The sequence below is a fragment of the Flavobacterium sp. 3HN19-14 genome, from assembly GCF_051373205.1.
GTDB lineage: Bacteria > Bacteroidota > Bacteroidia > Flavobacteriales > Flavobacteriaceae > Flavobacterium.
In genome coordinates this window covers 1,830,257-1,853,666 of record NZ_JBPPZT010000001.1, presented here as the reverse complement: position 1 = coordinate 1,853,666, position 23,410 = coordinate 1,830,257, and the positions used below count along the sequence as shown (strand labels likewise).

General features: G+C 40.8%; 19 protein-coding genes, 2 tRNA genes, 2 rRNA genes and 3 pseudogenes. 15 read left to right on the top strand and 11 right to left on the bottom strand.

Annotated features, from left to right (window positions below):
* Positions 1-189: 189 nt before the first annotated feature.
* Positions 190-2,339: pseudogene (locus tag ACSLFW_RS09935) on the bottom strand (TonB-dependent receptor).
* 138 nt (positions 2,340-2,477) lie between these two features.
* On the opposite strand from ACSLFW_RS09935, the gene ACSLFW_RS09930 reads away from it, so the two are divergent.
* From ACSLFW_RS09930 to ACSLFW_RS09885, 10 genes and pseudogenes are all read left to right on the top strand, one after another.
* A complete protein-coding gene (locus tag ACSLFW_RS09930) occupies positions 2,478-3,542 on the top strand; it encodes a hypothetical protein (RefSeq protein ID WP_436555613.1) in 1,065 nt (354 codons plus the stop codon).
* A 123-nt stretch (positions 3,543-3,665) separates the two neighbouring features.
* Positions 3,666-4,747, top strand: a pseudogene (locus tag ACSLFW_RS09925) (winged helix DNA-binding domain-containing protein).
* Positions 4,748-4,815: 68 nt separating this feature from the next.
* Positions 4,816-5,193 (top strand): VOC family protein, encoded by a 378-nt coding sequence (locus ACSLFW_RS09920; protein ID WP_436555612.1) that lies wholly within the window; start codon positions 4,816-4,818, stop codon positions 5,191-5,193.
* A 30-nt stretch (positions 5,194-5,223) separates the two neighbouring features.
* Positions 5,224-5,619, top strand: coding sequence for a hypothetical protein (locus ACSLFW_RS09915; RefSeq protein WP_436555611.1), 396 nt, complete (start codon positions 5,224-5,226; stop codon positions 5,617-5,619).
* 135 nt (positions 5,620-5,754) lie between these two features.
* On the top strand, positions 5,755-6,216 hold the full coding sequence (locus tag ACSLFW_RS09910; protein WP_436555610.1) for a hypothetical protein: 462 nt from the start codon (positions 5,755-5,757) through the stop codon (positions 6,214-6,216).
* A 141-nt stretch (positions 6,217-6,357) separates the two neighbouring features.
* Positions 6,358-7,209, top strand: coding sequence for a chloride channel protein (locus ACSLFW_RS09905; protein ID WP_436555609.1), 852 nt, complete (start codon positions 6,358-6,360; stop codon positions 7,207-7,209).
* Positions 7,149-7,628: a chloride channel protein gene (locus tag ACSLFW_RS09900; RefSeq protein WP_436557424.1), complete on the top strand. Its 480-nt coding sequence runs from the start codon at positions 7,149-7,151 to the stop codon at positions 7,626-7,628. Before ACSLFW_RS09905 ends, ACSLFW_RS09900 begins: the two co-directional genes overlap by 61 nt.
* Entirely contained in the window at positions 7,628-8,245 is a 618-nt protein-coding gene (locus ACSLFW_RS09895; RefSeq protein WP_436555608.1) for an HPP family protein, read from the top strand. Before ACSLFW_RS09900 ends, ACSLFW_RS09895 begins: the two co-directional genes overlap by 1 nt.
* Entirely contained in the window at positions 8,242-8,514 is a 273-nt protein-coding gene (locus ACSLFW_RS09890; protein ID WP_436555607.1) for a hypothetical protein, read from the top strand. The genes ACSLFW_RS09895 and ACSLFW_RS09890 overlap by 4 nt, the downstream gene beginning before the upstream one ends.
* The gene (locus ACSLFW_RS09885; RefSeq protein ID WP_436557423.1) at positions 8,397-8,732 is read left to right on the top strand and encodes a DUF6265 family protein; all 336 of its coding nucleotides are present in this window, start codon (positions 8,397-8,399) and stop codon (positions 8,730-8,732) included. The genes ACSLFW_RS09890 and ACSLFW_RS09885 overlap by 118 nt, the downstream gene beginning before the upstream one ends.
* Before the next feature lie 97 nt (positions 8,733-8,829).
* Here ACSLFW_RS09885 and ACSLFW_RS09880 read toward each other — a convergent pair whose 3' ends face one another.
* Complete coding sequence (locus tag ACSLFW_RS09880; RefSeq protein ID WP_436557422.1) at positions 8,830-10,293, bottom strand: aminoacyl-histidine dipeptidase; 1,464 nt, start codon at positions 10,291-10,293, stop codon at positions 8,830-8,832.
* Between the two features lie 290 nt (positions 10,294-10,583).
* Between ACSLFW_RS09880 and ACSLFW_RS09875 the strand changes: the two genes are divergently transcribed.
* The 4 genes from ACSLFW_RS09875 (at position 10,584) to ACSLFW_RS09860 (ending at position 13,859) form a co-directional block, all read left to right on the top strand.
* Positions 10,584-11,645, top strand: a complete 1,062-nt coding sequence (locus tag ACSLFW_RS09875; RefSeq protein ID WP_436555606.1) for a DUF3810 domain-containing protein — start codon at positions 10,584-10,586, stop codon at positions 11,643-11,645.
* Positions 11,646-11,870: 225 nt separating this feature from the next.
* Positions 11,871-12,365, top strand: a complete 495-nt coding sequence (locus tag ACSLFW_RS09870) for an RNA polymerase sigma factor (RefSeq protein WP_436555605.1) — start codon at positions 11,871-11,873, stop codon at positions 12,363-12,365.
* Between the two features lie 85 nt (positions 12,366-12,450).
* Entirely contained in the window at positions 12,451-13,008 is a 558-nt protein-coding gene (locus ACSLFW_RS09865) for a hypothetical protein (RefSeq protein WP_436555604.1), read from the top strand.
* Positions 13,008-13,859, top strand: coding sequence for a TraB/GumN family protein (locus ACSLFW_RS09860; RefSeq protein WP_436555603.1), 852 nt, complete (start codon positions 13,008-13,010; stop codon positions 13,857-13,859). The genes ACSLFW_RS09865 and ACSLFW_RS09860 overlap by 1 nt, the downstream gene beginning before the upstream one ends.
* Here ACSLFW_RS09860 and ACSLFW_RS09855 read toward each other — a convergent pair.
* From ACSLFW_RS09855 to ACSLFW_RS09845, 3 genes and pseudogenes are all read right to left on the bottom strand, one after another.
* Positions 13,856-14,697 (bottom strand): annotated as a pseudogene (locus tag ACSLFW_RS09855) (lysophospholipid acyltransferase family protein). The gene ACSLFW_RS09860 and the pseudogene ACSLFW_RS09855 overlap by 4 nt on opposite strands.
* 91 nt (positions 14,698-14,788) lie before the next feature.
* Entirely contained in the window at positions 14,789-15,178 is a 390-nt protein-coding gene (locus tag ACSLFW_RS09850) for an NUDIX hydrolase (protein WP_436555602.1), read from the bottom strand.
* Between the two features lies 1 nt (position 15,179).
* Positions 15,180-15,437, bottom strand: coding sequence for a hypothetical protein (locus tag ACSLFW_RS09845; RefSeq protein ID WP_436555601.1), 258 nt, complete (start codon positions 15,435-15,437; stop codon positions 15,180-15,182).
* 118 nt (positions 15,438-15,555) lie between these two features.
* On the opposite strand from ACSLFW_RS09845, the gene ACSLFW_RS09840 reads away from it, so the two are divergent.
* Positions 15,556-15,990 carry a DUF4268 domain-containing protein gene (locus ACSLFW_RS09840; RefSeq protein WP_436555600.1) on the top strand — a complete coding sequence of 145 codons (435 nt, stop codon included), beginning with the start codon at positions 15,556-15,558 and terminating at the stop codon, positions 15,988-15,990.
* 55 nt (positions 15,991-16,045) lie between these two features.
* On the opposite strand, the gene ACSLFW_RS09835 is transcribed toward ACSLFW_RS09840, so the two are convergent.
* The 6 genes from ACSLFW_RS09835 to ACSLFW_RS09810 form a co-directional block, all read right to left on the bottom strand.
* Positions 16,046-18,769 (bottom strand): hypothetical protein, encoded by a 2,724-nt coding sequence (locus ACSLFW_RS09835; RefSeq protein ID WP_436555599.1) that lies wholly within the window; start codon positions 18,767-18,769, stop codon positions 16,046-16,048.
* Positions 18,766-19,242 (bottom strand): toll/interleukin-1 receptor domain-containing protein, encoded by a 477-nt coding sequence (locus ACSLFW_RS09830; RefSeq protein ID WP_436555598.1) that lies wholly within the window; start codon positions 19,240-19,242, stop codon positions 18,766-18,768. Before ACSLFW_RS09830 ends, ACSLFW_RS09835 begins: the two co-directional genes overlap by 4 nt.
* 579 nt (positions 19,243-19,821) lie before the next feature.
* Positions 19,822-19,930 (bottom strand): 5S ribosomal RNA (rrf, locus tag ACSLFW_RS09825).
* A gap of 120 nt (positions 19,931-20,050) precedes the next feature.
* Positions 20,051-22,924, bottom strand: a 23S ribosomal RNA gene (locus ACSLFW_RS09820).
* A gap of 175 nt (positions 22,925-23,099) precedes the next feature.
* Positions 23,100-23,173 (bottom strand) — tRNA-Ala (locus ACSLFW_RS09815).
* Between the two features lie 121 nt (positions 23,174-23,294).
* Positions 23,295-23,367, bottom strand: a tRNA-Ile gene (locus ACSLFW_RS09810).
* Between the last annotated feature and the right edge of the window lie 43 nt (positions 23,368-23,410).

The window sequence follows — 23,410 nt, the reverse complement described above, 5'->3', positions numbered from 1 at the left end:
TGGTTATTTGATGATTGAAACGTTTTATTTACAGGTCAAATTTACGGTGGTTTTCAGTGGTTTAAAATTTATTATGACTGAACTGTTGAATTTTGGGGATGAATCGTAATAGTCGAAAGTTGCAAGTCGAAAGCCGAAAGTCCGTTGTTGATTCTACTCTTTTGACTTTGGACTTTAGGCTTTCGACACCTACAGATTATCCAACTGATTGCTCTTCTTATCATTGCTGATTGTCCAGAAGAAACCTACGAAGAAAAATCTGTCGGCGGTTGGCGTCACTGCTTTGCTTTTGTAAAATCCATTGGCGTCGGGCGTATTGGCGTAATCGTAACCGAAAACATTGTGCGCACCCAAAACGTTCGAAACCGAAAAATACAAAATCTTTTGCTGGCTCAGCAAATACGCCCAGCTGAAACTCAGGCTGTTGTAGGATTTTGTGCGGCCATTCATAAAAACCGCTTCATTCGGGTTGTTATACGGGCGGCCTGAACTGAAGCTATTTGTCAATCCGAGTTGCGAACGCCAATCGGTAATGAAATATTTAGTCACGATGGAAAGGCTGTGGCTCGCCGCAAAATAAGGCGTCGCTTCTACCGGGTAATTCTGGTAATTGCGTTGTGTATCGATAAATGAATACGAAACCCAATATTCAAAATTCCTGAAGTTGTAATTGTCTCTCCAGAACAAGTCGAGTCCCTTCGCATAGCCGAAACCTGTGTTGCTGTAATTGGTCTTAAAAATGCCGTCGGAATCATACTTTACAAGATTGTCATATTTTTTGTAATACGCTTCAGCCCTTAAAGTCTGCCCGTTTTTGCTGTATTGGTAATTGAGGATGTAATGCGAAGTTTTCTCCGTTTCGAATTGGTCAGAGAATTTCAGGTAATCCTGTTTCGGCGCCTGCAAAAATTCGCCGTAAGCAAATGAAAACTGGCCGAATTTACTGACTTTATAGGCGATTGAAGCACGTGGCGCAATATTCGATTCATTCAAATAATCATTATTGGAAGCCCGAAAACCGATTTTTGCCGCAAATTTTTTCGAAAAGAAAATATCCGCTTCCGTGTAAGCTGCCGCAATATTAGCGTTATAACCGTCCGGAAAAGTATCGCCTTGAAATACTTTATAATGCTCATCAAACTGCGTGATAAAATAATCTGCACCGAATGTCAGCTTGACTCTTTCTGAAAAACTCTTCCTGATTTTCATTTTCAGGTGTGCCGCATGTTCGGTATTGTCAACATTATCAAGGTTGATGCCGATTTTGTTGTTGCTGTAACCGTAACTTAATCCTGTCGTAATCGCCCAGTTTTCACCGAAAAATCCTTTGTAACTCGAATTCAGGTACAAATTGTTGTTGTGCAAGTCGAAGCGCACTTTTTCGGGTTGATTGATGTCTTCCTGGTTCAAATCCAAAGCCGCAGCGTCAAAAGCAGCATATATTTTCAGCAATCCGCTGACGAATTTATAGCGGTAAACCATTTCGCCCGAAAGCGCCTGATACGGCTTGTTCCAGTCGACTTCCTGTGGGAAAGCCGCCTGGTATGGCGCAAGATTGATGTAAGCCGTGTTGATGCTGAAGGAACTTTTGTCCCATTTTTGCGTATTGCCGACGCCCAATCCGACAGTCATCAGCGACACATCTGTTTTTTCCTGATCCGGTTCGTCGATTGTATTGAGCAGCAAAACACTCGACAAAGCTTCGCCATATTCTGCCGAATAACCGCCGGTTGAAAATGAAATTCCGTTAAACAAAAAGGAGAAAACCTGCCGCGCGACGGAATATTGTTTGCAGAAGCGCCATAAGGCTGCGACACGCGGAGACCATCAACAAAGGTCTGCGTTTCATCTGATTCTCCGCCACGAACAAACAACCTGCCGCTCTCGCCCACGGTTTGTGTTCCGGGCAAAGTCTGCAATGCGGCAACAATATCTCCGGCAGAACCGGCCGTGGTGACAATATCCAAAGGCTTTAAGACTGAAACGCGCGCTTTATCGCCGGCTTCGAAAGTTCCGGCAGTGATGATAACGGCATCCAGGCTGGTGACGCTTTCGCGGAGTTTAATCATCTTATTTTTATAGGCACTGACGTCGATTTCTTCTGAATAGTCTTCATAAGTCAGGAAAGTAATTTTTAACAGGTGAACGCCGGTTTCTGTGGTCGTGAATGAGAAATTTCCTTCTGCATCGGTTGAACTTCCGTCGTAAGTGCCGTCTAAAAAAACATTCGCACCCGGAAGCGGCTGCCCTTTCGCATCGGTGACTTTACCGGAAACAGTGGTTTGGGCCGTCGCATTCAAGACAAAAATAAATAAGAAAAAACTAAAAAATGCTTTCATGATGTTGGTTTTGGTGAGGCAAAGATGCGGCGCGCCATAAAACTACGAAACTAATTTGTGCCGAATTGTAGAATTTTGTGGATGAATTGCAAACGGATTGAAAAATAAACTATTTTGGCCGTAAGAAAAAACCCAATTATGAAAACAATTGTACACGCATTCCTGCTTCTTTTCTCAGTTTACGGTTTCTCGCAAATCAATTATGAACCAGGATATTTCATTAATAATCAAGGCGTACGAAAAGATTGTCTGATTAAAAATCTAGACTGGAAGAACAATCCGTCGGAAATACTCTATAGATTTACCCAAGATGGCGATACGCAGACAGCGAAAGTTGCTGAAATAGCAGAATTTGGCGTGGGTGAAGAGAGTTTTTATAAACGTTTCAAATTTAATGTTGACGTGTCAGGCGTTTCCCTTTATGATATGAGCCACAAAAAAGAACCCATTTGGGAAGAACAGACTGCGCTTTTGAAAGTAATTACAAAAGGCGACGTCTATTTGTATAAATATGAAAATTCAGACCTTGTTCGTTACTTCATAAGTGTTTCGCCTCACGATAAGGTTGAACAATTAATTTACAAACAATACCTCAAAGACGAATCTGTCATTTATGAGAACAATTATTTTCGTCAGCAATTGCTTTTGATTTTGACGCCCGGGCAATCTACAACGCGCGATTTCGATAAATTGAAATACACAGAAAAAGATATTACGGCACTTATCGCAAAATATAGCACTTCAGCCACGGGCCAGCTAACCTATAAAGATTTATCAGGACAGCATGGTGAAAGTGTTATCAACTTTAAGGCAGTGGCCAGCGCCAGTTTGGTTAACTTTAATTATCAGGAAAACAATAGTAGTTATTCGTTTAGCGAATCAAAACCTGCTTTGGGGTTTGGTGTTGAAGTTGAAGCGGTTTTCCCATTCAATAAAAACAAATGGTCGTTTTTTGCTGCGCCGAATTATCAGGTGATGAGTAAAATTGAAGGCAATGAAGGAAATAATAGTTACTCCGTTTCCTATAATTTTATTGAAATTCCAGCCGGTGTCAGGCATCATTTCTTTTTAAATAAAAAGCTGAGATTATTTGCAGATGCGGGTTATAGGTTGGCCATTCCGACAGGGTCAGCAATAAGTTTCCAGGGACTTAACCTTGAAATACAAAATGCGTTCCGGAGTTTTTGCGGGTTTTGGCATTAGCAATGGTCGTTTTGCGATTGAAGCAAGATACGACGTTAAGTCGCAAGTCCTTAGATTTTATAATGGTGTAGAAGCGAGCTACAGTGCAATCGGCATCAAGGCAAGCTGTAAATTTCTATAACGATGAATCCTGATGTTTTGGTCAATCTGAGGCTTCAGCACCAATCAATCATTGAAAAAAGATCATTATCTCCGGAAAGGCTTGTAAGTCACATGGGCGCCATGCAGGCACAAGATTTTGCAATGTCAAAATGGGCTATTGCCAGCCGTTTGCAGAACGCTACTGAAAAAGAAATCAGAAAAGCACTCGATGATGGCAAAATATTGCGCACCCACCTAATGCGCCCACCTGGCATCTGGTGGCTGCAGAAGACATTTACTGGATGCTTGAACTTACATCCCCGCAAATAAGATCAGCAATGAAAGCGCACAAAAAATCGCTCGAAATCACGCCTGAAATATTGACCAGATCTTTTGCCGTTATGGAAAAAGTGCTGCAAAAAGCACATGCAAGCCGCGAGGATCTTTTAGCAGCGTTGGCTGGTAATAAAATTGCCGTGGGTCAATACCGCTCTTCTTTGTTATTGATGGAAGCCGAAATGGAAGGTTTGATTTGCAGCGGGCCGATGATGGGTAACAAGCAATCATACGCACTCCTTGAAAACCGGGTGAAGCGACCTAAATCGATTGACCGCAGTGAAGCTATTGAAAAACTGGCGCGAAAATATTTTACAAGCCATGCTCCGGCCACACTCGAAGATTTCGTTTGGTGGTCGGGATTGCCGGTTCGCGATGCCAGAAAAGGAATTGAATCGCTGCAATCTGATTTTGTTCCAGAAACAATCGAAGGGAAAATATATTGGTTCCCGAATAATTGTAAGGTTCATGAAATTGCCCAAAATGATGTGGTGCAACTGCTTCCCGCTTTCGATGAATACATCATAAGCTATAAAGACAGAAGCGCCGTACTGGACAAACTGTATCACGGAAAAGCCGTATCCGTTAACGGAATTTTCAATCCGATCCTTATCATTAACGGGCAAGTCGCCGGAACATGGAGCCGGGTTATTAAAAATGATGTGGTAAATATTACAATTCATCCATTCCTTTCAATTTCCAATAAACATCAAAAACTTATTGCCCAAAAAGCAGAAGAATATGCGGCTTTTCTCTGTAAAGAATCGAATTGGGAAATATTAAAATAAAGCTAAAACGCTCATCTGGAAAACATCTTATTCCAAATATTTGTAATTTAGGCTTTCAAAATTAAATTATGAAAATCCCATCCAACTACAATCCCGTAATGCCTTACCTGATTGTCAATGATTCTGTTGCATTCCTTGAGTTTTCAAAAAACACATTTGGTGCAACAGAGCAATTCATCAGCCGCACAGAGGACAATCGCATACAACACGGCGAAATTCGCATTCACAATGCGGTCATCATGTTTTCACAGGCCAATGAAAACTGGGGTGCTAAAACCGCAGGAATGTTCATTTATGTTGACAATGTCGATAAAGTTTACAAATCTGCTTTGGCGCACGGCGCAGTTTCATTAATGCCGCCCGCACAGCAGGATTATGGTTACACCGGTGGATTTGAAGACCCAAATGGCAACCATTGGTGGATTGTTGAAGGCGAAAAAGCATAAATTTCTAATCTAAATTCTAAAATTCCATATATGAAAACGCTAAAATCTTTATTATTCTTATTCGTATTATTGGCTGCAGGAAATGCCCAATCGCAGTCGGTTTTTGAAAAATGGCCGTCTATAAAGGCTTTTCATGAAGTGCTCTCGGCGACTTTCCACCCGGCTGAAAAGGGCGATTTAAAACCAATCAAGGCGCGTTATGAAGAGCTCGCCTTAAAGGCAGAAGATGTGTTGAAATCGACAATTCCAGCAGAATATCAAACCAAAGAAATCCTTGCTTCTGCAGAAAGGCTTCAGATCAAAACAAAGGCTTTACAGAAAAAAATGGCTACAAATGCCGATGACGCAACGATTATGAAACAGCTTAATGAAATTCACGATACGTTTCATGAAATCGTTGGCCTTTGTTCGGGAGAAAAGCATTAAAGTAGGAAAGTCTGATTTTATCGGACTTTTTTTTTCGCCTTAAAATTGTATGAAAAGTAATCGGAATCATGTAAATATTCTCGTGCAGAATTTCCAGAAATTTGTAAATATTATTAACCCATAAATAATACCAACATGAAAAAGTTAATCGGAATTACTGCTGCGATGCTGCTCACAGGATTCACTTTCACTTCGTGCAAAACCTCGAATGACAAAATCGAAGACGCCAAAGAAGACGTCGTTGATGCCAAACAAAATGAAGCCGCTGCGGAAGAAAAATACGACGCTGTAAAAAATGACACCGCAGTTTCTGACTATCAAAAACTCAAAGCCGGCACTGACAAACTGATTGCCGACAATGAAACACGGATTGCAGAATTCAAGGTAAAATTGAAAACAGAGAGTGCTGCCAATCAGAAAAAATTCCAAGCCAGAATTGATAAACTTGAGGCTAGAAACAACGAATTGAAAGCTGATCTCGATTCTTATGCCGATACCGGAAAAGAAAAATGGGACGCATTCAAAAACCGCGTTCAGAAAAGCATAGACGATATCGACAAAGATATCCAGGATTATAAAAAGGAACACAACTATTAAGACCCGTACCTTACAGGTCAGGAAAAGGCGTCCAGCTCAAATTTGGATGCCTTTTTGTTGCGTTAAATTCCTCGTAAAATCACATCAGGCATCGAAGTTTGCTTTTAGTTTGCCTAATTTTGTAGTTACATCACCTTTATAATGAATTACAAAAAAAATTCCGCTATTGATTTTCCGAAAAAATTAATTCTTGCATCACTTTTGGTTGGTCTTTTCAGCGCTTTGACCGGAATTGCGTTAAAAATAATCACAGAACATTTTGAAAGTATCTTATCGCTCGAAGCTTCTGAAAATGTAATCTATGTTTTGTTGTTTCCGTTTACCGGATTGATATTGATTTATTTGCTGCGGCATTATTTTTTTCGCAAAAAAGAAAACAAAGGCATTAAGGAAATCTTCGATGACATTCAATCGAAATCTAAAGGTTTGCCCGCTTACAAGATTCCTTCACATTTTATAAATGGCCTGATTACCGTGGCTTTCGGTGGTACAACAGGCATTGAAGTTTCGACAGTTGTCGCGTCCGCAACGATAGGCTCGGTGGCATCCAAAAAAGAAAATACGCTTCACAAATACAAAACCGAACTTATTTGCGCCGGAGTAGCTGCCGGAATTACAGCATTATTCGGAAGTCCGGTTGCCGGAATCTTATTCGCCGTTGAAGTCATCGCAAAACGTACAAACCGGTTTTTTTTCGCCATAAATTTGCTCGCCGTCACTGCAGCATCTGTTTTGGTTTATGTGATGAACGAAGCACCATTGTTTGCAATTTGCGTTGAAACCTGGCATTACTATGCGATTCCGTGGTTTATCGTTCTTGGAATTTTAGCCGGAATGAACGCTGTTTACCTCACAAAATGTGTCGTTTTCGCAAAAGCATTATTCGGAAAAATCGACTTGCATTTTTATAAAATCATCATTGGAGCTGTGATATTAAGTGCCGTTTTATCTGGCTCTTTCCGCAACTTTACGGCGATGGTTACAGCGCATTAAAATCGACTTTTTATCATGCGGACGAGTTACAGCTTACCGTTCCGGTCGCAATTACGCTTTTCGGAATCTTAATCTTCAAACCGATTGCGACTTCTGTGACTTTAGCAGCAGGTGGCGATGGCGGTGTTTTTGCTCCAAGCCTGATCATTGGCGGGTTTTTAGGTTTTTTTCTGGCAATTTGTCTCAATACATTTTTCAATGCAGATGTAATTCCGGTAAATTTTATCATTCTCGGAATGGCGGCAGTTTTGAGTGCGAGCATTCACGCGCCGTTTACTGCTTTATTTCTTGTCTGTGGCATTGTCGGTGATTATACTTTATTCTTTCCGATTTTGGCAGTCTGTTTGATTGCAAAATTCACTTCGAAATTGATTTTTCCGTACACCGTTTATACTTTTCAGCCAAAAACCAGCTACTGATGCCAATTAAGAAAATCAAACGCGGCTACCGCAAGACACGCTATATTCTTTACAAGGAAACTTTGGTTGATTTTAAAGAGCATTTCTGGGCTTTTGTGGGTTCTTTTGTCGGAATCGGGATTATCGCCTGGTCGCAATCGCTGTCACTTCCGGTTTCAGATGTTGTTTTCCTGATTGGCTCTTTTGGCGCGTCGAGTGTATTGGTTTATGGTGTAATCCAGAGTCCGCTTGCGCAACCGCGAAATCTTATCGGCGGACATTTGGTTTCGGCGATTGTTGGCGTGACTGTACAGCAATTCGTCCCCGATATTATCTGGATTACGGCTCCATTGGCGGTCTCTTTATCCATTGTATTGATGCAAATTACCAAAACGCTGCATCCTCCTGGCGGGGCAACGGCATTGATTGCGGTGACGGCTTCCCCGGCGATTAAAAATCTTGGTTACTGGTATGTAATTGCGCCCGTTCTGACTGGTGCATCCGTCTTACTTATTGTGGCTTTGATCTTCAACAACCTGACGCCAAACCGCCAATATCCTGCGAAGAAGCACGGTTGGTTTAAAAGGAAAATTCCTTATCTTCATCGCTATTTTAATGCTGAAGACAAAACACAATGATGAAAAAGATAATTCCGGTTTTAGCTGTCGGGGCGATTTTAGCTGGCTGCAAAAAAGAAACAGCGATAATTCCTCAAAAAATATTTCTACAGATTGAAAAAGCAAGTTGGTTTATTGGCAACTGGGAAAACTCTTCGCGTGAAGGTATTTTATTAGAATCCTGGAAAAGAAAAACGACAGCACGCTCATCGGCAGCAGTTTCTTCATTCAGAATAAAGACACGGTTTTTGCTGAACAAATTGCGCTCGAAGAACGCGATGGCGAACTAACGTACATTCCGACTGTTTCTGAACAGAATGAAGGAAAACCGGTTGCCTTCAAAATGACTTCTTCGACAAAAAACCAAATGATTTTTGAAAATCCGTCGCATGATTTTCCGCAGAAGATTACTTACAATCTCGTTGGAAAAGACAGCCTAATCGCCGAAATTTCCGGAATTAAAGGAGGCACGCAAAGTGCTGAAACTTTTAAAATGAAAAAGAAATAATTATCTTCTTCTTTGAAGAATGTAGTTGTTACTTGAATTATACACGTAAAAAAATCCGCTTTTGGGAGCGGATTTAAAATATTTCTGAAATCTGAATTTAATTCTTCAATGGAATATTCTGAAGGATTTCCAACACGAATTTCCAGTATTTCTGTGCCGAAGAAATGCTTGCGCGTTCATCCGGACTGTGCGCTCCTTTGATGGTCGGGCCGAATGAAATCATGTCCATATCCGGATAATTGGTTCCGAGAATCCCGCATTCGAGTCCGGCGTGACAGGCAACGACGTGCGGCTGCGTTCCGTTTTGCTTTTCATAAATCGATTTCAATACTTCAAGGATTGGAGAATTGACATTTGGTGTCCATCCCGGATAAGAACCGCCGAAAGTCACTTCACAACCGAACAATTCAAATGCCGATCGCAAAGCATTCGCCAAATCAAATTTGGAAGTTTCTACTGATGAACGCGTTAAGCACTGAATTGATAATTCACCGCCTTTGACAGTGATTTTGGCAATGTTATTCGAAGTTTCAACAAGGTTCTCCATATCAGCGCTCATTCTGTAAACGCCATTGTGTGCAGCATAAACGGCACGTAAAAATCCTTCCTGCGCCGGAACCGACATTACCTTTGAAGGCAAATCAGATTTTTCAATGAGGATTTCGAGTTTTGGTTCTGTCGTTTTGAATTCGGATTTGATGTCGCTGATGACTTCCTGCATATCGAAAACGAAAGCTTCGTCGTACATGCCGGCAATGATGATTTTGGCGACGCTTTCACGCGGAATTGCATTTCGCAAACTTCCGCCGTTGATTTCTGCAACCTGCAATCCGAAGTTTTCAAATCCGCCGAACAATACGCGGTTCATGATTTTATTGGCATTTCCTAAGCCTTTATCGATGTCCATTCCGGAATGGCCGCCGTTTAAGCCTTTTACAGTAATTGTATAACCAACTGAACCGGCAGGAACATCTTCTTCGTCATAAACTGCAGAAGCCGTTACATCAACGCCGCCGGCACAACCGATGTCGATTTCATCGTCTTCTTCTGTGTCAAGATTTAATAGGATTTCACCTTGCAGGACACCGCCTTTTAAATTGAGCGCGCCGGTCATTCCGGTTTCTTCGTCAATTGTGAAAAGTGCTTCAATCGCGGGATGCGGAATGTCCTTGCTTTCAAGAATCGCCATGATTGTGGCAACTCCTAGTCCGTTATCAGCGCCTAAAGTCGTTCCTTTTGCGCGCACCCAATCACCGTCAACATACATTTCGATGCCTTGTGTTTCGAAATCAAAAACGGTGTCGTTGTTTTTTTGGTGCACCATATCGAGATGCGATTGCAAGACAACCATTTTGCGGTTTTCCATTCCGGCAGTTGCGGGTTTGCGGATGATGACGTTGCGGATATCGTCTTCAAAAGTTTCCAAACCTAAGCTTTCGCCGAAGTTTTTCATGAAAGCGATGACTTTATCTTCTCTTTTTGACGGGCGTGGCACGGCGTTCAAGTCGGCGAATTTGTTCCAAAGTTGTTTTGGTTCGAGGTTTCTTATTTCCTGGCTGATTTTTGGGTTTAAGGTTTATGGTTTTGGGATCAGGGTTTTGGTACCTGAAACTTTGGGATAAAGTTACAAAGTTTCTGAAACATTTCTTTTTATTTGAGCCCAAGAAAATTTAACCGAAAGCACGCAAAGTCTTCGTAAGGTTCGCCAAGCTTTGGCTGACTTTGCTTAGCAGACTTAGCGTAAATCTTAGCGTGCTTTGCGGTTAAATCTGAAACTATGAATTATATTTACATTTCGAATTTCAATCAAATCAGTGAAAATTTGTGAAATTCGTGTTTAATAACATATCCGTGAAAAAAAAATTTATTCTTCCCGTATTTTTATTGGTACAGATTATCGCGCTGCAAATCCTGAAGTTTTTTCCGGAAGCAGTGGAAAACTGTTACAGCAATGGTTTATATATATGGGTTTCCAATTTTATGCGGGCGCTATTTGGCTGGATTACGTTTTCGTTTGGTGATGTACTTTATTTTTTGCTGGGATTTTTTATCGTTTGGTGGTTTTTTAAAGTCAGGAAAACGTGGCGGTATTTGTGGAAAGACAATTTACTGAAAATCCTAAGTTTCCTGTCAGTTGCTTATTTTGCATTTCATTTGTTGTGGGCGGCGAATTATTACCGCGTGCCTTTGTATCAAAAAATGAAAATTAAAAAGGAATATTCTGTTGAAGATTTGAGTGCATTTACTAAAAAACTAATTGTAAAAGTGAATGCGATTCAGTTTAAAATTACCAAAAGTGATACCGAAAAAATTGTTTTTCCGTATTCGAGACAGCAGGTTTATGAAAAGAACCTGAATGGTTATAAAAACCTCGCGGCGGTCTATCCATATTTTACTTACACGAATCCGAGTGTGAAGAACTCGATTATCAGTTTGCCGTTGACTTATATGGGATTTGCGGGTTACCTGAATCCGTTTACGGGTGAGGCGCAGGTGAATGATATGATTCCGATGTATAATTTTCCCGTGACAGTGACGCATGAAATGGCGCACCAGATGGGTTATGCGTCGGAAAGTGAAGCGAATTTCATTGGATTTCTGGCTTGTACGAAAAATGACGATTTGTATTTTCAATATGCGGCATATTCATTTGCGCTGAAATATTGCCTGAATACTTTGGAGCGGATTGAGGAATGCAAAAGCGACGAATTCATTCCGTTGATTAATGTTGGGGTTTTGCAGAATTATAAGGAAAGCCGGCAGTTCTGGAAGCAATACCAGTCGTTTGTCGATGATGGTTTTGAAGTAGTTTATGATAGTTTTCTGAAAGCGAATCAGCAGAAGGAAGGGATGGACAGTTATAGTAAATTCGTTGATTTGATGGTGAATTATTATAAGCTGGAGAAGCTGTGATCTTTTACAACCCTTGCAGCCTTTAACTGGAAGGGTTTTGATTTCCTGCTTAAAAGTTCTTAAAACCAAAAAATAGTATCTTTAGCCCCGATTGACAGCAGCTATCCTTTTGTGCCGGGGTTCGGCGCAAAAGATAGTGCAGAAAGCGGGACGACTGTTGAAAAATGAGCCAATGTTACTGCTTCAAAATGTAACAAAACCAATAAATATGCTACTAACGGGTATATGAGTGACGACTTAGAAAAATCGTTTGTGCAGCAATTGCAGACCAACCAGAATATCATTCACAAGATATGCAGGTTGTATACCAATGGCGATGATGCGCATAAGGATTTGTTTCAGGAAATCACGATCCAGCTATGGAAAGCGTTTCCGAAATTTCGCGGTGAAAGCAAATTTTCAACCTGGGCTTACCGCGTCGCACTTAACACCGCCATTACTTTATACCGAAAAAGCAAGCGTTCTGTCGCGACGACAGAATATGACAATTCGCGTCATTTTTTGAAGGACGAGGATTATAATTATGAAGAGGAAGAGCAGATTAAATTGATGTATAAAGCGGTGCATCAGCTCAATGACATTGAGAAAGCGCTGGTTTTTATGTATCTGGAAGATAAGGATTACCAGGAGATTTCGGAGACTTTGGGGATCAGCGAAGTGAATGCAAGGGTAAAAATGAACAGAATTAAGGGGAAACTCAAAAAAATATTAAATCCGTAGTTATGGAAGAATTGGATTTATTGAAAAAGGCCTGAAGAAGGACGAGCATTCCTTTAACCAGGTGTCGGAAAACGAGATTTATAAGATGCTGCATAAGAAATCATCTTCGATTGTGAAGTGGATTTTGATTATCAGTATTTTGGAGTTCGTTTTTTGGGCGGCGATTAATTATTGCCTTAAAGACGGCGATTTGATGAAACGCTTTGACAGCATGCATGTGGAGAATATTATGCTCACGCTGACTGTTGTCGGGAATGTCGTGATTGTGTATTTTTTCTATCTTTTTTATATGAATTACAGGAAGATATCGGTTACCGACGACGCGAAAACGCTGATAAAAAGCATTTTGAAAGTTAGGAAAACAGTTAATTACTATGTCTGGTTCAATATTGTATTTGGAATTATCGGCGCCATTGTCGTGCTGACTTTGCAGTTGAATTATGACGCAGAAACGATTGCGATACGGAATAAATTCATTGAGCACGGCAGCAGCACGGCTTATTATGCGATTGTTGCGGCGATGTCGATTGTTTTTATTGCGGTTTTTGTCGGATTGATCTGGCTTTTTTATCGATTGTTGTATGGTATATTGCTGAGACGCTTGCGGAAAAATTACGAAGAACTTAAAAAAATCGATTTATAATGAAATATCTTTTATCGATAATTATTGCTTTCTTTTTTGTCAGTTCGAATGCACAGCAATTGGAGAAATCATTGTTGTGGAAAATTTCGGGTAAAGGCGCGAAAACGTCTTATTTGTACGGGACAATTCACGCGACCTGTGATTCTTTGCTTGATAAAAAAGTTGAAAATGCACTGAAGGAAACCAAGCAATTATACCTCGAACTCGACATGGACGATCCGGGCATGCAGATGGCAATGATGAAAGATATGAATATGAAAGACGGGCAAACGCTTGATCAACTGACCACGAAAGAAGATTACGATATGCTGTCGAATTTCATACAGGAAAATGTTGGCGTCCCATTGGGAATGATCAAAACCATCAAGCCGTTTTTTATCAGTGCGATGTTTATCCCGAAAATTTTGGATTGTCCGATGCAGTCTGTCGAAGAGCATTTGATGAAAATCGGTAAAAGGTATAATGAAGAAGTGTTCGGACTCGAAACTGTTGAAGAGCAGATGCACGTTTTTGACGACATTCCGTACAAAGACCAAATGGACGAACTCGTAAAATCGGCAAAAGATAATCTGGCGAATGACAAAAAGGAATTTCAGGAAATGCTTGCCGTTTACAACACGCATGACCTTAATAAAATGCTCGAATTTTCGGCAACGGCAGAGAACAAACTGACGTCAAAATTTGAATCGCAGTTATTGACGAACCGCAACCAGAACTGGATTCCGAGAATTGAGAAAATCATCAAAACGACACCGACATTCTTTGGCGTTGGCGCGGCGCATTTAGGCGGTGAAAATGGTGTGATCAGATTGCTCAGGAAGCAAGGTTATAAAGTCGAAGCGGTTTTCTAATCCTCTTCTTTTTCAAGATTTTTCTCGAGGTTTTTATCAACGTGGAATTCGCGAAGGCGGTTGAGTTCTTCCTGCGCCTGCAATTCTTCGGGTGATAAAACTTTCAGGAATGAAGGATGCTGTTCAATGGCATATTCTACCTGCTCTACAATATCTTCAATAGTAGCGTTCTCGTAATCGATTTTCAAAGGTTCTTTTATGATGAACGATTGCAGGATGCCTTTCTTTTTCATCCGCAATCCTTTTTTATCGAATGAACGCCTGAAACCGTCTATTACGATTGGAACAACAACCGGTTTATAGGTTTTGATAATGTGCGCAGTACCCTTTCTGACGGGCTTGAAAGATTTTGTTGTTCCTTGCGGAAAGGTGATTACCCAACCGTCATTTAAGGCAATTCGGATATTTTCGGTATCATTTGGGTTGACTTCGCGCTGCACGTCTTTTCCTTTGGCCTGCCAGGTCTTTCAACGGTGATGGCGCCTACATAAGATAAAATTCGCGGCAATAAGCCTTCGGTCATCGTTTCTTTGGCGGCGACGTAATATATGTTGAGCTTCGGTTGCCATAAATAGCCGATATTCTTAATATTGTCTTCGCGGCCGCTTAAACTGGCATTGAACACATGAAACATCGCAACTACATCTGCAAAATAAGTCTGATGATTGGAAATAAATAAAACATTTTGCTGCGGCAAATCACGAATGATTTCTGACCCGTCAATGTGCAGTTTATTGAATCCGCGATAACGCCTGTGTGTAATTGCGCCGAAAATGCGGATGAGCCATTTTTTAATGAAAAGTATATGCCCGAAAGGATTTCTTTTGAATAATCCCATATTTTAAATCTTGATTGAACAGCGAATTTACGAAATTTTTCGGGAGTTTCGAATGTCGACTGACCACCAACCACTGATCACTGGATACCAATTACTGACCACCAATCACTTTCTTCAAAACATCTTTCAATTCGCTCATCATCATTGCAGTTGCGCCCCAGACAATCTGTTCGTCGATATTAAATCCGGGAACATCGATGGAAGAATTATAGGAAGTCGCCATTTTTTTCAAAACTACAATCGTATCGTCGAGAAAATCGTCGAGCGGTAACTCAATTATTCCTGCTACTTCCGCCGGATCCGCAATAAATTGTAATTCTTCTTTGCTATAACCTAAATACGGGAAAACCAAGAAATTGCTTGGCGGAATGTAAACATCGGAAAAAGCGCGTACGACAGTAATTTGTGAAGGCAAAATCCCAACTTCTTCATGGGTTTCACGCAAGGCAGTTTGTTCAAAATCGGCATCAAACAACTCCACTTTACCTCCGGGGAATGCGATTTGAGACGAGTGTACGCCGGGATAAGTATTCCTTATGATAACTAACTAGATGTGCCTTCTTATTTTTCGGGTAAAATAACATCATCACAGCTGCCTTTCTCGGATTGGCTTTTTCAAGGTCGAGGTTTTTCATGATTTCCATGCGTTCGAGCGGCGCCATTTTCTGGTGCGAAACGTCATCGGGAAGTTTTGCCTCAATTATTTTCGGAACCAGGGCGAGAAATGCATCAAAATCCATAAGCAAAGTTTATTTTTGCAAAAGATAAATATAGGTCAGAAATAGGTTTCCGCAAGTTAATACAATGTGAAAACTTACTGCGAACCCTAAACCCTGAACCCAATACCTTGCACCCAAAATGTATTCAAGAGAAGAAACCCAAAGACTCAAACGCGAATTCTGGATTGCTTTTGCGGAGAAATATCCGCGAAAATGGATGTTGTATGATACGAAAATCAAGGATTTTTCTTTTAAATTCTATGTTGATAACCGCAAAGCGCAGGTTTTGATTGACATTGAGCATCGAAACGAGGAAAAAAGGCTACAGTATTTTGAAAAATTGGAATCGCTCAAAAGCATTCTGGAAGAAGAATTTGTAAAGAATCTGGTTTTTGAAAAAAATTTCCATCTCGAAAACGGCAAAACCATCAGCCGGATTTGGGTTGAAAAGGAAAATGTAAGCGTCAGCAACCGAAATTACTGGGATGTGATTTTTGATTTTTTTGAAGAGAAGATGACGGCTTTAGAGTTATTCTATCGGGAATATGATGAATATATTAAGGATATTGAGTGAGGTAATTGTGAAATCCCTGCTATTTTCTATACCATACTCTTGTTCTAAATTGGTTTCAGTAATTGTTAAGGGATAATATATCTCGGATTTCAAAAATCTCATCTTTATATTTCCAAAAATTATTCTCTTCCATCAATTCATTAGCCAAATGATAATAATAAGCTGCATCCGTGTAGTTTTCATCATAAATGTATCCTCTGATTAATAAAACTAAATCTAGAACTTTTTCCGAAGGCACCTGATTATTAAATTCAAACTCTAATTTTTTTTCTTTATCAGCAATTATCATTTTGTGATGTCCGGTTGCAAGATTTATAAGATCTTCAGGCAGATAATTCTCAAAACTTAAATAATCCAACGGATTTATGTAATCGTTATGCAATGCTGAAAACGCTGCATGATATTCTGTCGCTTTTTGATTATTATTTTTTCTAAGTTCCAGCATAACCAGAATCCGCAAAATGTTAGAATTACAACTTTGACAGGTATTGTCCTGGAGAGCATTCATTAATATATTTTCCGCAGTATAGTAATTTTGCATCCTTATAAGACAGGGTGCAAGTTTCCATGCTAATTTCGTTCTTTCATGACCATAAGCATATTCTAGTTGCGCATTCAACAAATCTGCCGCCTTTTTATAATTTCCTTTTGCGAATTCCAGCATACATAATGTATCTTTAAAATCCTCATGATATTTAAGTACTGAATAATGCTTTTTAAGAAATTTATGTGCTTTTTTAATTAGTCCTGATTGTATATAAGTGCCTATCATGTGAATAAATATAGGCTCTTCAGCATAAATATCGGAGGTATTGTCAATTGCTAGGGCTTTTTCAAGGAATATTAATTTTTTCTGAAGTACTTCAGCACCTAACGATGACATAAAATAAAATCTGAATTTATCAGAGTCTGAAAAAACAATTTGATTTTCCTCAATAGCATTTTCTATTTTTACCATATATTCCTTCCATAAGGGTTTCCATTTTATGGATTGAACGAGTATAGCATTCACAGGGATAAACGATTCTGCTGTAAGAAATATTTTTTTTATTCCTACCAGATTTTGTGCTTTAGAATAAAAATCGACTGCATCGATGAAGTCTTGTATATGTTCTATCAATCTGACATCATCAAGGTTGCGCATCATTCCTTTTGCTTCTGCAGCTTGAGCCCAAATTTCATAGGCATCAGTCAATGGAGAATCATCAAACCATGTTCGGTAAGCAAATTTTAGGAGTGGGTGTACGGAATAGTAAAATGCATCAGTGTCTAACTGGAATATTTCATCGATAAGGCCCAGCTTCAAAAGTGGTTCAATTATTTCAATTCTGGTATAAATATCGCCTTTAGTTTCATTATTATAGTCTGCTACCAATATCTTAAAATCGCTATTGGTTACCGGTCTGTCAGAGAGACTGAGCATTTTCAAAAAATACTCCTCTTCTGTAGTTAATAAACGTTGCTGTCTGAACAATTCGAGTATGCGTACCAGCTTTTCCCCTTCTTTACTATTGTATAAGATATTTTTTTTATCCAACTCTTTTTTTAGCTCCGTACAAGGTATTCTGATACGCCCAAGGTATAAGCCTGCAGCTTTGAGGCAAAGCGGGTGATTTCCAAGAAAATCTGAACATTCGTTGAGTTCTTTTTTTGTACCTATCACATTAAATGATTTTAAGTACTCTGCCCCTTCTTCCTTTGAAAAGGTATCTAATTCCATCTCTAAATATCCTTCGGACTCGCGAAAATTAGAAATACCAACCCTACTCGTTATGATAACAATTGAAAAATGATTGTTACAGACATGCCGTAAAAAGGATTCCAAATGGCTGAATTTATTTGATAAATTACCATAATTGTATGCTTTTTCATCAACTATGTTCTGGATAATTTCAAGACCATCAATAAAAAATAGCGTTTCAATTTCATCGATAATTTTACATGTGCGATCCCTTAAATACCTGATTTCATTATTTTTTAAATCTATCCCACCATCGGAAAGCTCATTAGCTAAAGAGATTTCATTTAAAAGATTTTTATAATAGACCGAGAAATCATCGTCAATAACTTCAAGGATCTTTTTGAAAAAATATGATTCGTCTTCCGTTTTTGAATCATAGAAAGAAAACCAAATGATATATCGAAAAGAAGATTGTTTTTCGATTTCATCAACAATTTTACGTGCTAGGCAGGATTTTCCGGTGCCTCCAATCGCTACGATGTTTAAAAGACTAACCTTTTCCTGGGTGGTCGTATCGAACTTATTTGCAATAATATTTTTTAACCTCTTGATTTCGTTCTCTCTTGCTATAAATTTTTTAGGCAAAATATAATCATGTAAAAAAACAATTTTTAATGTATTTTTTATTTCACGACCATCTGTAGTTTGCGGATAATAGTGAGCCAACGATAAAATCAACTCATTAATTGTACCTATCGGATTTTTCCAGTACTCTCCATTTTTTGTATCTAAGGTCAATTGTTCAATATAAATATCTTCATCCATCTGCAATACAAAAATCATTGATCCGCATGCCTTGGCAGCATTTATAAGCTTACGGTTAGATCTTGAAGAAACCGCTTTATAGGTTGCACATAAAATAACAGGGACTTTTTGCGCCAAAAGTAAAGAAGTCTCTCCGATAATACTTTCGCCTATCGTAAATGTTCCACCGTGGATAATATTGTAACCCGCATCCAATAATGGTGTTGCAATTTCTTGAGCAATTGCTTCTTCGTCTTTAGCATGGGCTATTAATATCTTTCTGGTCAAAGTCATTTTATAGCTTTTAAAAGTTGAGACAAACCTATATCATAATCTTTAGCCAGATCTGCATACTTAATGTCTTGCAAAATTGCAGGCGCAGTACCACCTGTAAGCCGTACCGGCAAGATCTTAATAGATTTTCCTTGTAATTGCATATGCAAAGCTGCATACCATTCACGGCTTATATATTCCGATTCCACGCCTTCATCGGAATAACAAAGTATAAGATAATTTGCACTTTGCAACCCTTCGTTCATCTTTTTTAAAATCGAATCTCCAATATTTATTTCCCATATGTCAAGCCAGACATTATGCCCTTCGTTGCGCAGATGGTTAGCAAGGTTTTCTGCTTCATCATTATCTTTTATCCGGTGACTCATGAAAATACTTGCCATATTGAATAGGAGGCTTTTTATTTTGATATCTATAATTTTTAGTTTCCTGGCTTTATAACAAACAAACTTAACAAAAAATACAGAATTCATTAATAAAAAATTTGAAAATCAAAACTTAACACTTTTAAAATATAATTGCCGCAATAATGCATTTCTGTTTCTTAAATTTACTTTTTGAGTTATCGCTGCAATTTATTTTGAGATATTCTGATATAAATCAATTGATAGAAACTGATTAACATCCTTATTCTTTTCTGCCAAAAAAGACTAAGCATTACCAAAACTTAAAAAAAGTAAAACTAATAGTGCAACAAAATCAAGTTAGAAATTCAACAGAGCGGAACATATAAGAATTTAGGGGGAAGTCCATATGCAGAAATAGTTCACTTATTATTGCTTTTATGAAATACACAAACAAAAAAAGCATGTTTCCATGAGGGATTTGCAAAAGACCCGAGGGCTTTGCCATAACTGAGCATATGATATATAGAGGAAGCCCAGTCGACTTCAGGTACGCTAACTTCAGTTTGCAAGAATACAAAACAAAAAATCCCCATCAAATAAATGATGAGGATTTTCAAAAGAAAGGCGACGACCCGAGGGCTATGCCCGAACTGCGTCGCACCTATAAAAAAGAAGCCCAGCTTTTTCAAGCTGGGCTTCACTAAAGAAAGGCGACGACATACTCTCCCACAAACTGCAGTACCATCTGCGCAGGCGGGCTTAACTTCTCTGTTCGGGATGGGAAGAGGTGAGCCCCGCCGCAATAACCACCTTAAGTCGTTTTGCGAAGGGTGGCAGATTGAATCTGCCAACAATCACTAATATCTTTGACGTACTGGGATAAAGTAAATATTCATTTGAAAGAAAGTCTCCCGCCCTTGCGGGCGGGAGGAGCGTACATAAGCTTACGGGTTATTAGTACTACTTGGCTATGACATTACTGCCTTTACACCTATAGCCTATCGACGTGGTCATCTTCCACGACCCTTAAAAGAAATCTCATCTTGTGGTGGGTTTCGCGCTTATATGCTTTCAGCGCTTATCCCTTCCCGACGTAGCTACTCTGCGGTGCCCCTGGCGGGACAACAGATACACCAGCGGTCGGTCGAATTCGGCCTCTTGTACTAGAATCAGATCCACTCAAATTTCTTGCGCCCGCAGTAGATAGAGACCGAACTGTCTCACGACGTTCTGAACCCAGCTCGCGTGCCACTTTAATGGGCGAACAGCCCAACCCTTGGGACCTTCTCCAGCCCCAGGATGTGACGAGCCGACATCGAGGTGCCAAACCCCCCCGTCGATATGAGCTCTTGGGGGAGATCAGCCTGTTATCCCCGGCGTACCTTTTATCCTTTGAGCGATGGCCTTTCCATGCGGAACCACCGGATCACTATGCTCTACTTTCGTACCTGATCGACCTGTATGTCTCTCAGTCAAGCTCCCTTATGCCATTGCACTCTACGCACGGTTACCAAGCGTACTGAGGGAACCTTTAGAAGCCTCCGTTACTCTTTTGGAGGCGACCACCCCAGTCAAACTACCCACCAAGCAATGTCCCCGCAGCACGGGGTTAGGCTTCAGATAAGCAAAGGGTGGTATTTCAACAATGACTAACCTACGCCTGGCGACGCAGGATCGAAGTCTCCCACCTATCCTACACATCACTTATCCAAAGTCAATACTAAGCTATAGTAAAGGTGCACAGGGTCTTTCGTCCCACTGCGGGTAAACGGCAATCTTCACCGTTACTACAATTTCACCGAGCTCATGGCTGAGACAGTGTCCAGATCGTTACACCATTCGTGCAGGTCGGAACTTACCCGACAAGGAATTTCGCTACCTTAGGACCGTTATAGTTACGGCCGCCGTTTACTGGGGCTTCAATTCAATGCTTCTCCGAAGATAACATCTCCTCTTAACCTTCCAGCACCGGGCAGGTGTCAGGCCCTATACTTCATCTTACGATTTTGCAGAGCCCTGTGTTTTTGATAAACAGTCGCCTGCACCTTTCACTGCGGCCCGTTTGCACGGGCGACCTTTCTCCCGAAGTTACAGGTCTATTTTGCCTAATTCCTTAGCCATGAATCTCTCGAGCACCTTAGGATTCTCTCCTCGACTACCTGTGTCGGTTTACGGTACGGGTACTCACTACCTGAAGTTTAGAGGTTTTTCTTGGAAGCCCTTAGGCGCACTATCACTTTGTCCGAAGACTCCGTGTACTATCGGCCTTTGCCATTCTCTACGGATTTGCCTGTAAAGAATATAGCTACAGCCTTCAACGAACTATTCCGTCAGTTCGCGGCGCTTTCATCACTCCGTCACCCCATCACAGTAATGAGTAGTACGGGAATATTAACCCGTTGGCCATCGACTGTCCCTTTCGGGTTCGCCTTACTAACCGACTAACCCTCAGCTGATTAGCATAGCTGAGGAAACCTTAGTCTTTCGGTGTGCGGGTTTCTCGCCCGCATTATCGTTACTTATGCCTACATTTTCTTTTCCATCTGGTCCAGCATGCCTTACGACACACCTTCAACCCTGATGGAATGCTCCCCTACCACTGATATTGCTATCAATCCATAGCTTCGGTAATATGCTTATGCCCGATTATTATCCATGCTCGTCCGCTCGACTAGTGAGCTGTTACGCACTCTTTAAATGAATGGCTGCTTCCAAGCCAACATCCTAGCTGTCTGGGCAGACAAACCTCGTTCTTTCAACTTAGCATATATTTGGGGCCTTAGCTGATGGTCTGGGTTCTTTCCCTCTCGGACTTGGACCTTAGCACCCAAGCCCTCACTGCTGGTAAACATTATATAGCATTCGGAGTTTGTCAGGAATTGGTAGGCGGTGAAGCCCCCGCATCCAATCAGTAGCTCTACCTCTATATAACTATATCCAGCGCTGCACCTAAATGCATTTCGGGGAGTACGAGCTATTTCCGAGTTTGATTGGCCTTTCACCCCTACCCACAGGTCATCCGAAGACTTTTCAACGTCAACCGGTTCGGCACTTCCACTGTGTGTTACCACAGCTTCATCCTGCCCATGGGTAGATCACACGGTTTCGCGTCTAACACTACCGACTAAAGCGCCCTGTTCAGACTCGCTTTCGCTACGGATCCGGACCTGAAGTCCTTATCCTTGCCGGCAACGTTAACTCGTAGGCTCATTATGCAAAAGGCACGCCGTCACCCAACGAATGGGCTCCGACCGCTTGTAGGCGTATGGTTTCAGGATCTGTTTCACTCCGTTATTCACGGTTCTTTTCACCTTTCCCTCACGGTACTGGTTCACTATCGGTCTCTCAGGAGTATTTAGCCTTAGCGGATGCTGCCCCGCCAGATTCAGACAGGGTTTCACGTGCCCCGCCCTACTCAGGATACCACTATGAATATCATCGCTTACCCATACGGGGCTATCACCCTCTATGGCTGAGGCTTTCCAGGCCCTTCCGGTTCACTTTGCATTCAATCTCGTGCCTGACAACCCCAATCTTGCCGTGACAACATTGGTTTGGGCTAATCCGCGTTCGCTCGCCACTACTTACGGAATCACTTTTGTTTTCTTCTCCTCCGCCTACTTAGATGTTTCAGTTCAGCGGGTTTGCCCCTATCGGGTAATGCATCTTCAATGCATTGGGTTGCCCCATTCGGATATCGCCGGATCAACTGATGTGTGCTCATCCCCGGCGCTTTTCGCAGCTTATCACGTCCTTCTTCGCCTCTGAGAGCCTAGGCATCCCCCATACGCCCTTATTTTGCTTATTGTACTTTTTGTTCTTCCATACGAATATGGAAAAACTGTGTCTTTCTACTTTTTAAATATTTTCTTATCCCAATATGTCAATGAACGTTTTCCTTCAGACGATAGATGACAGACCTGAAGATGATAGACGCTGTGTCTTTTATCTATGTGTCTTTTATCTATCCGTCTCTCGGATAGTGGAGAATATCGGAGTCGAACCGATGACCTCCTGCGTGCAAGGCAGGCGCTCTAGCCAGCTGAGCTAATCCCCCAATTGATTTCTGATCTTAGATTTCAGAATTCAGATTGATTGAATCCCTCAACTTCCAGAATTTCCTTTCCCAAGCCTTTTCAATTCTAAAATCTGAATTCTAAAATCTTAAATAAAAATAGTAGTCCCGCCCAGACTCGAACTGGGGACCCAACATTATCAGTGTTGTACTCTAACCAGCTGAGCTACGAGACTCTGTACTTTTTTTCTTGGATTGTATTATTTGAATCAACAGCAA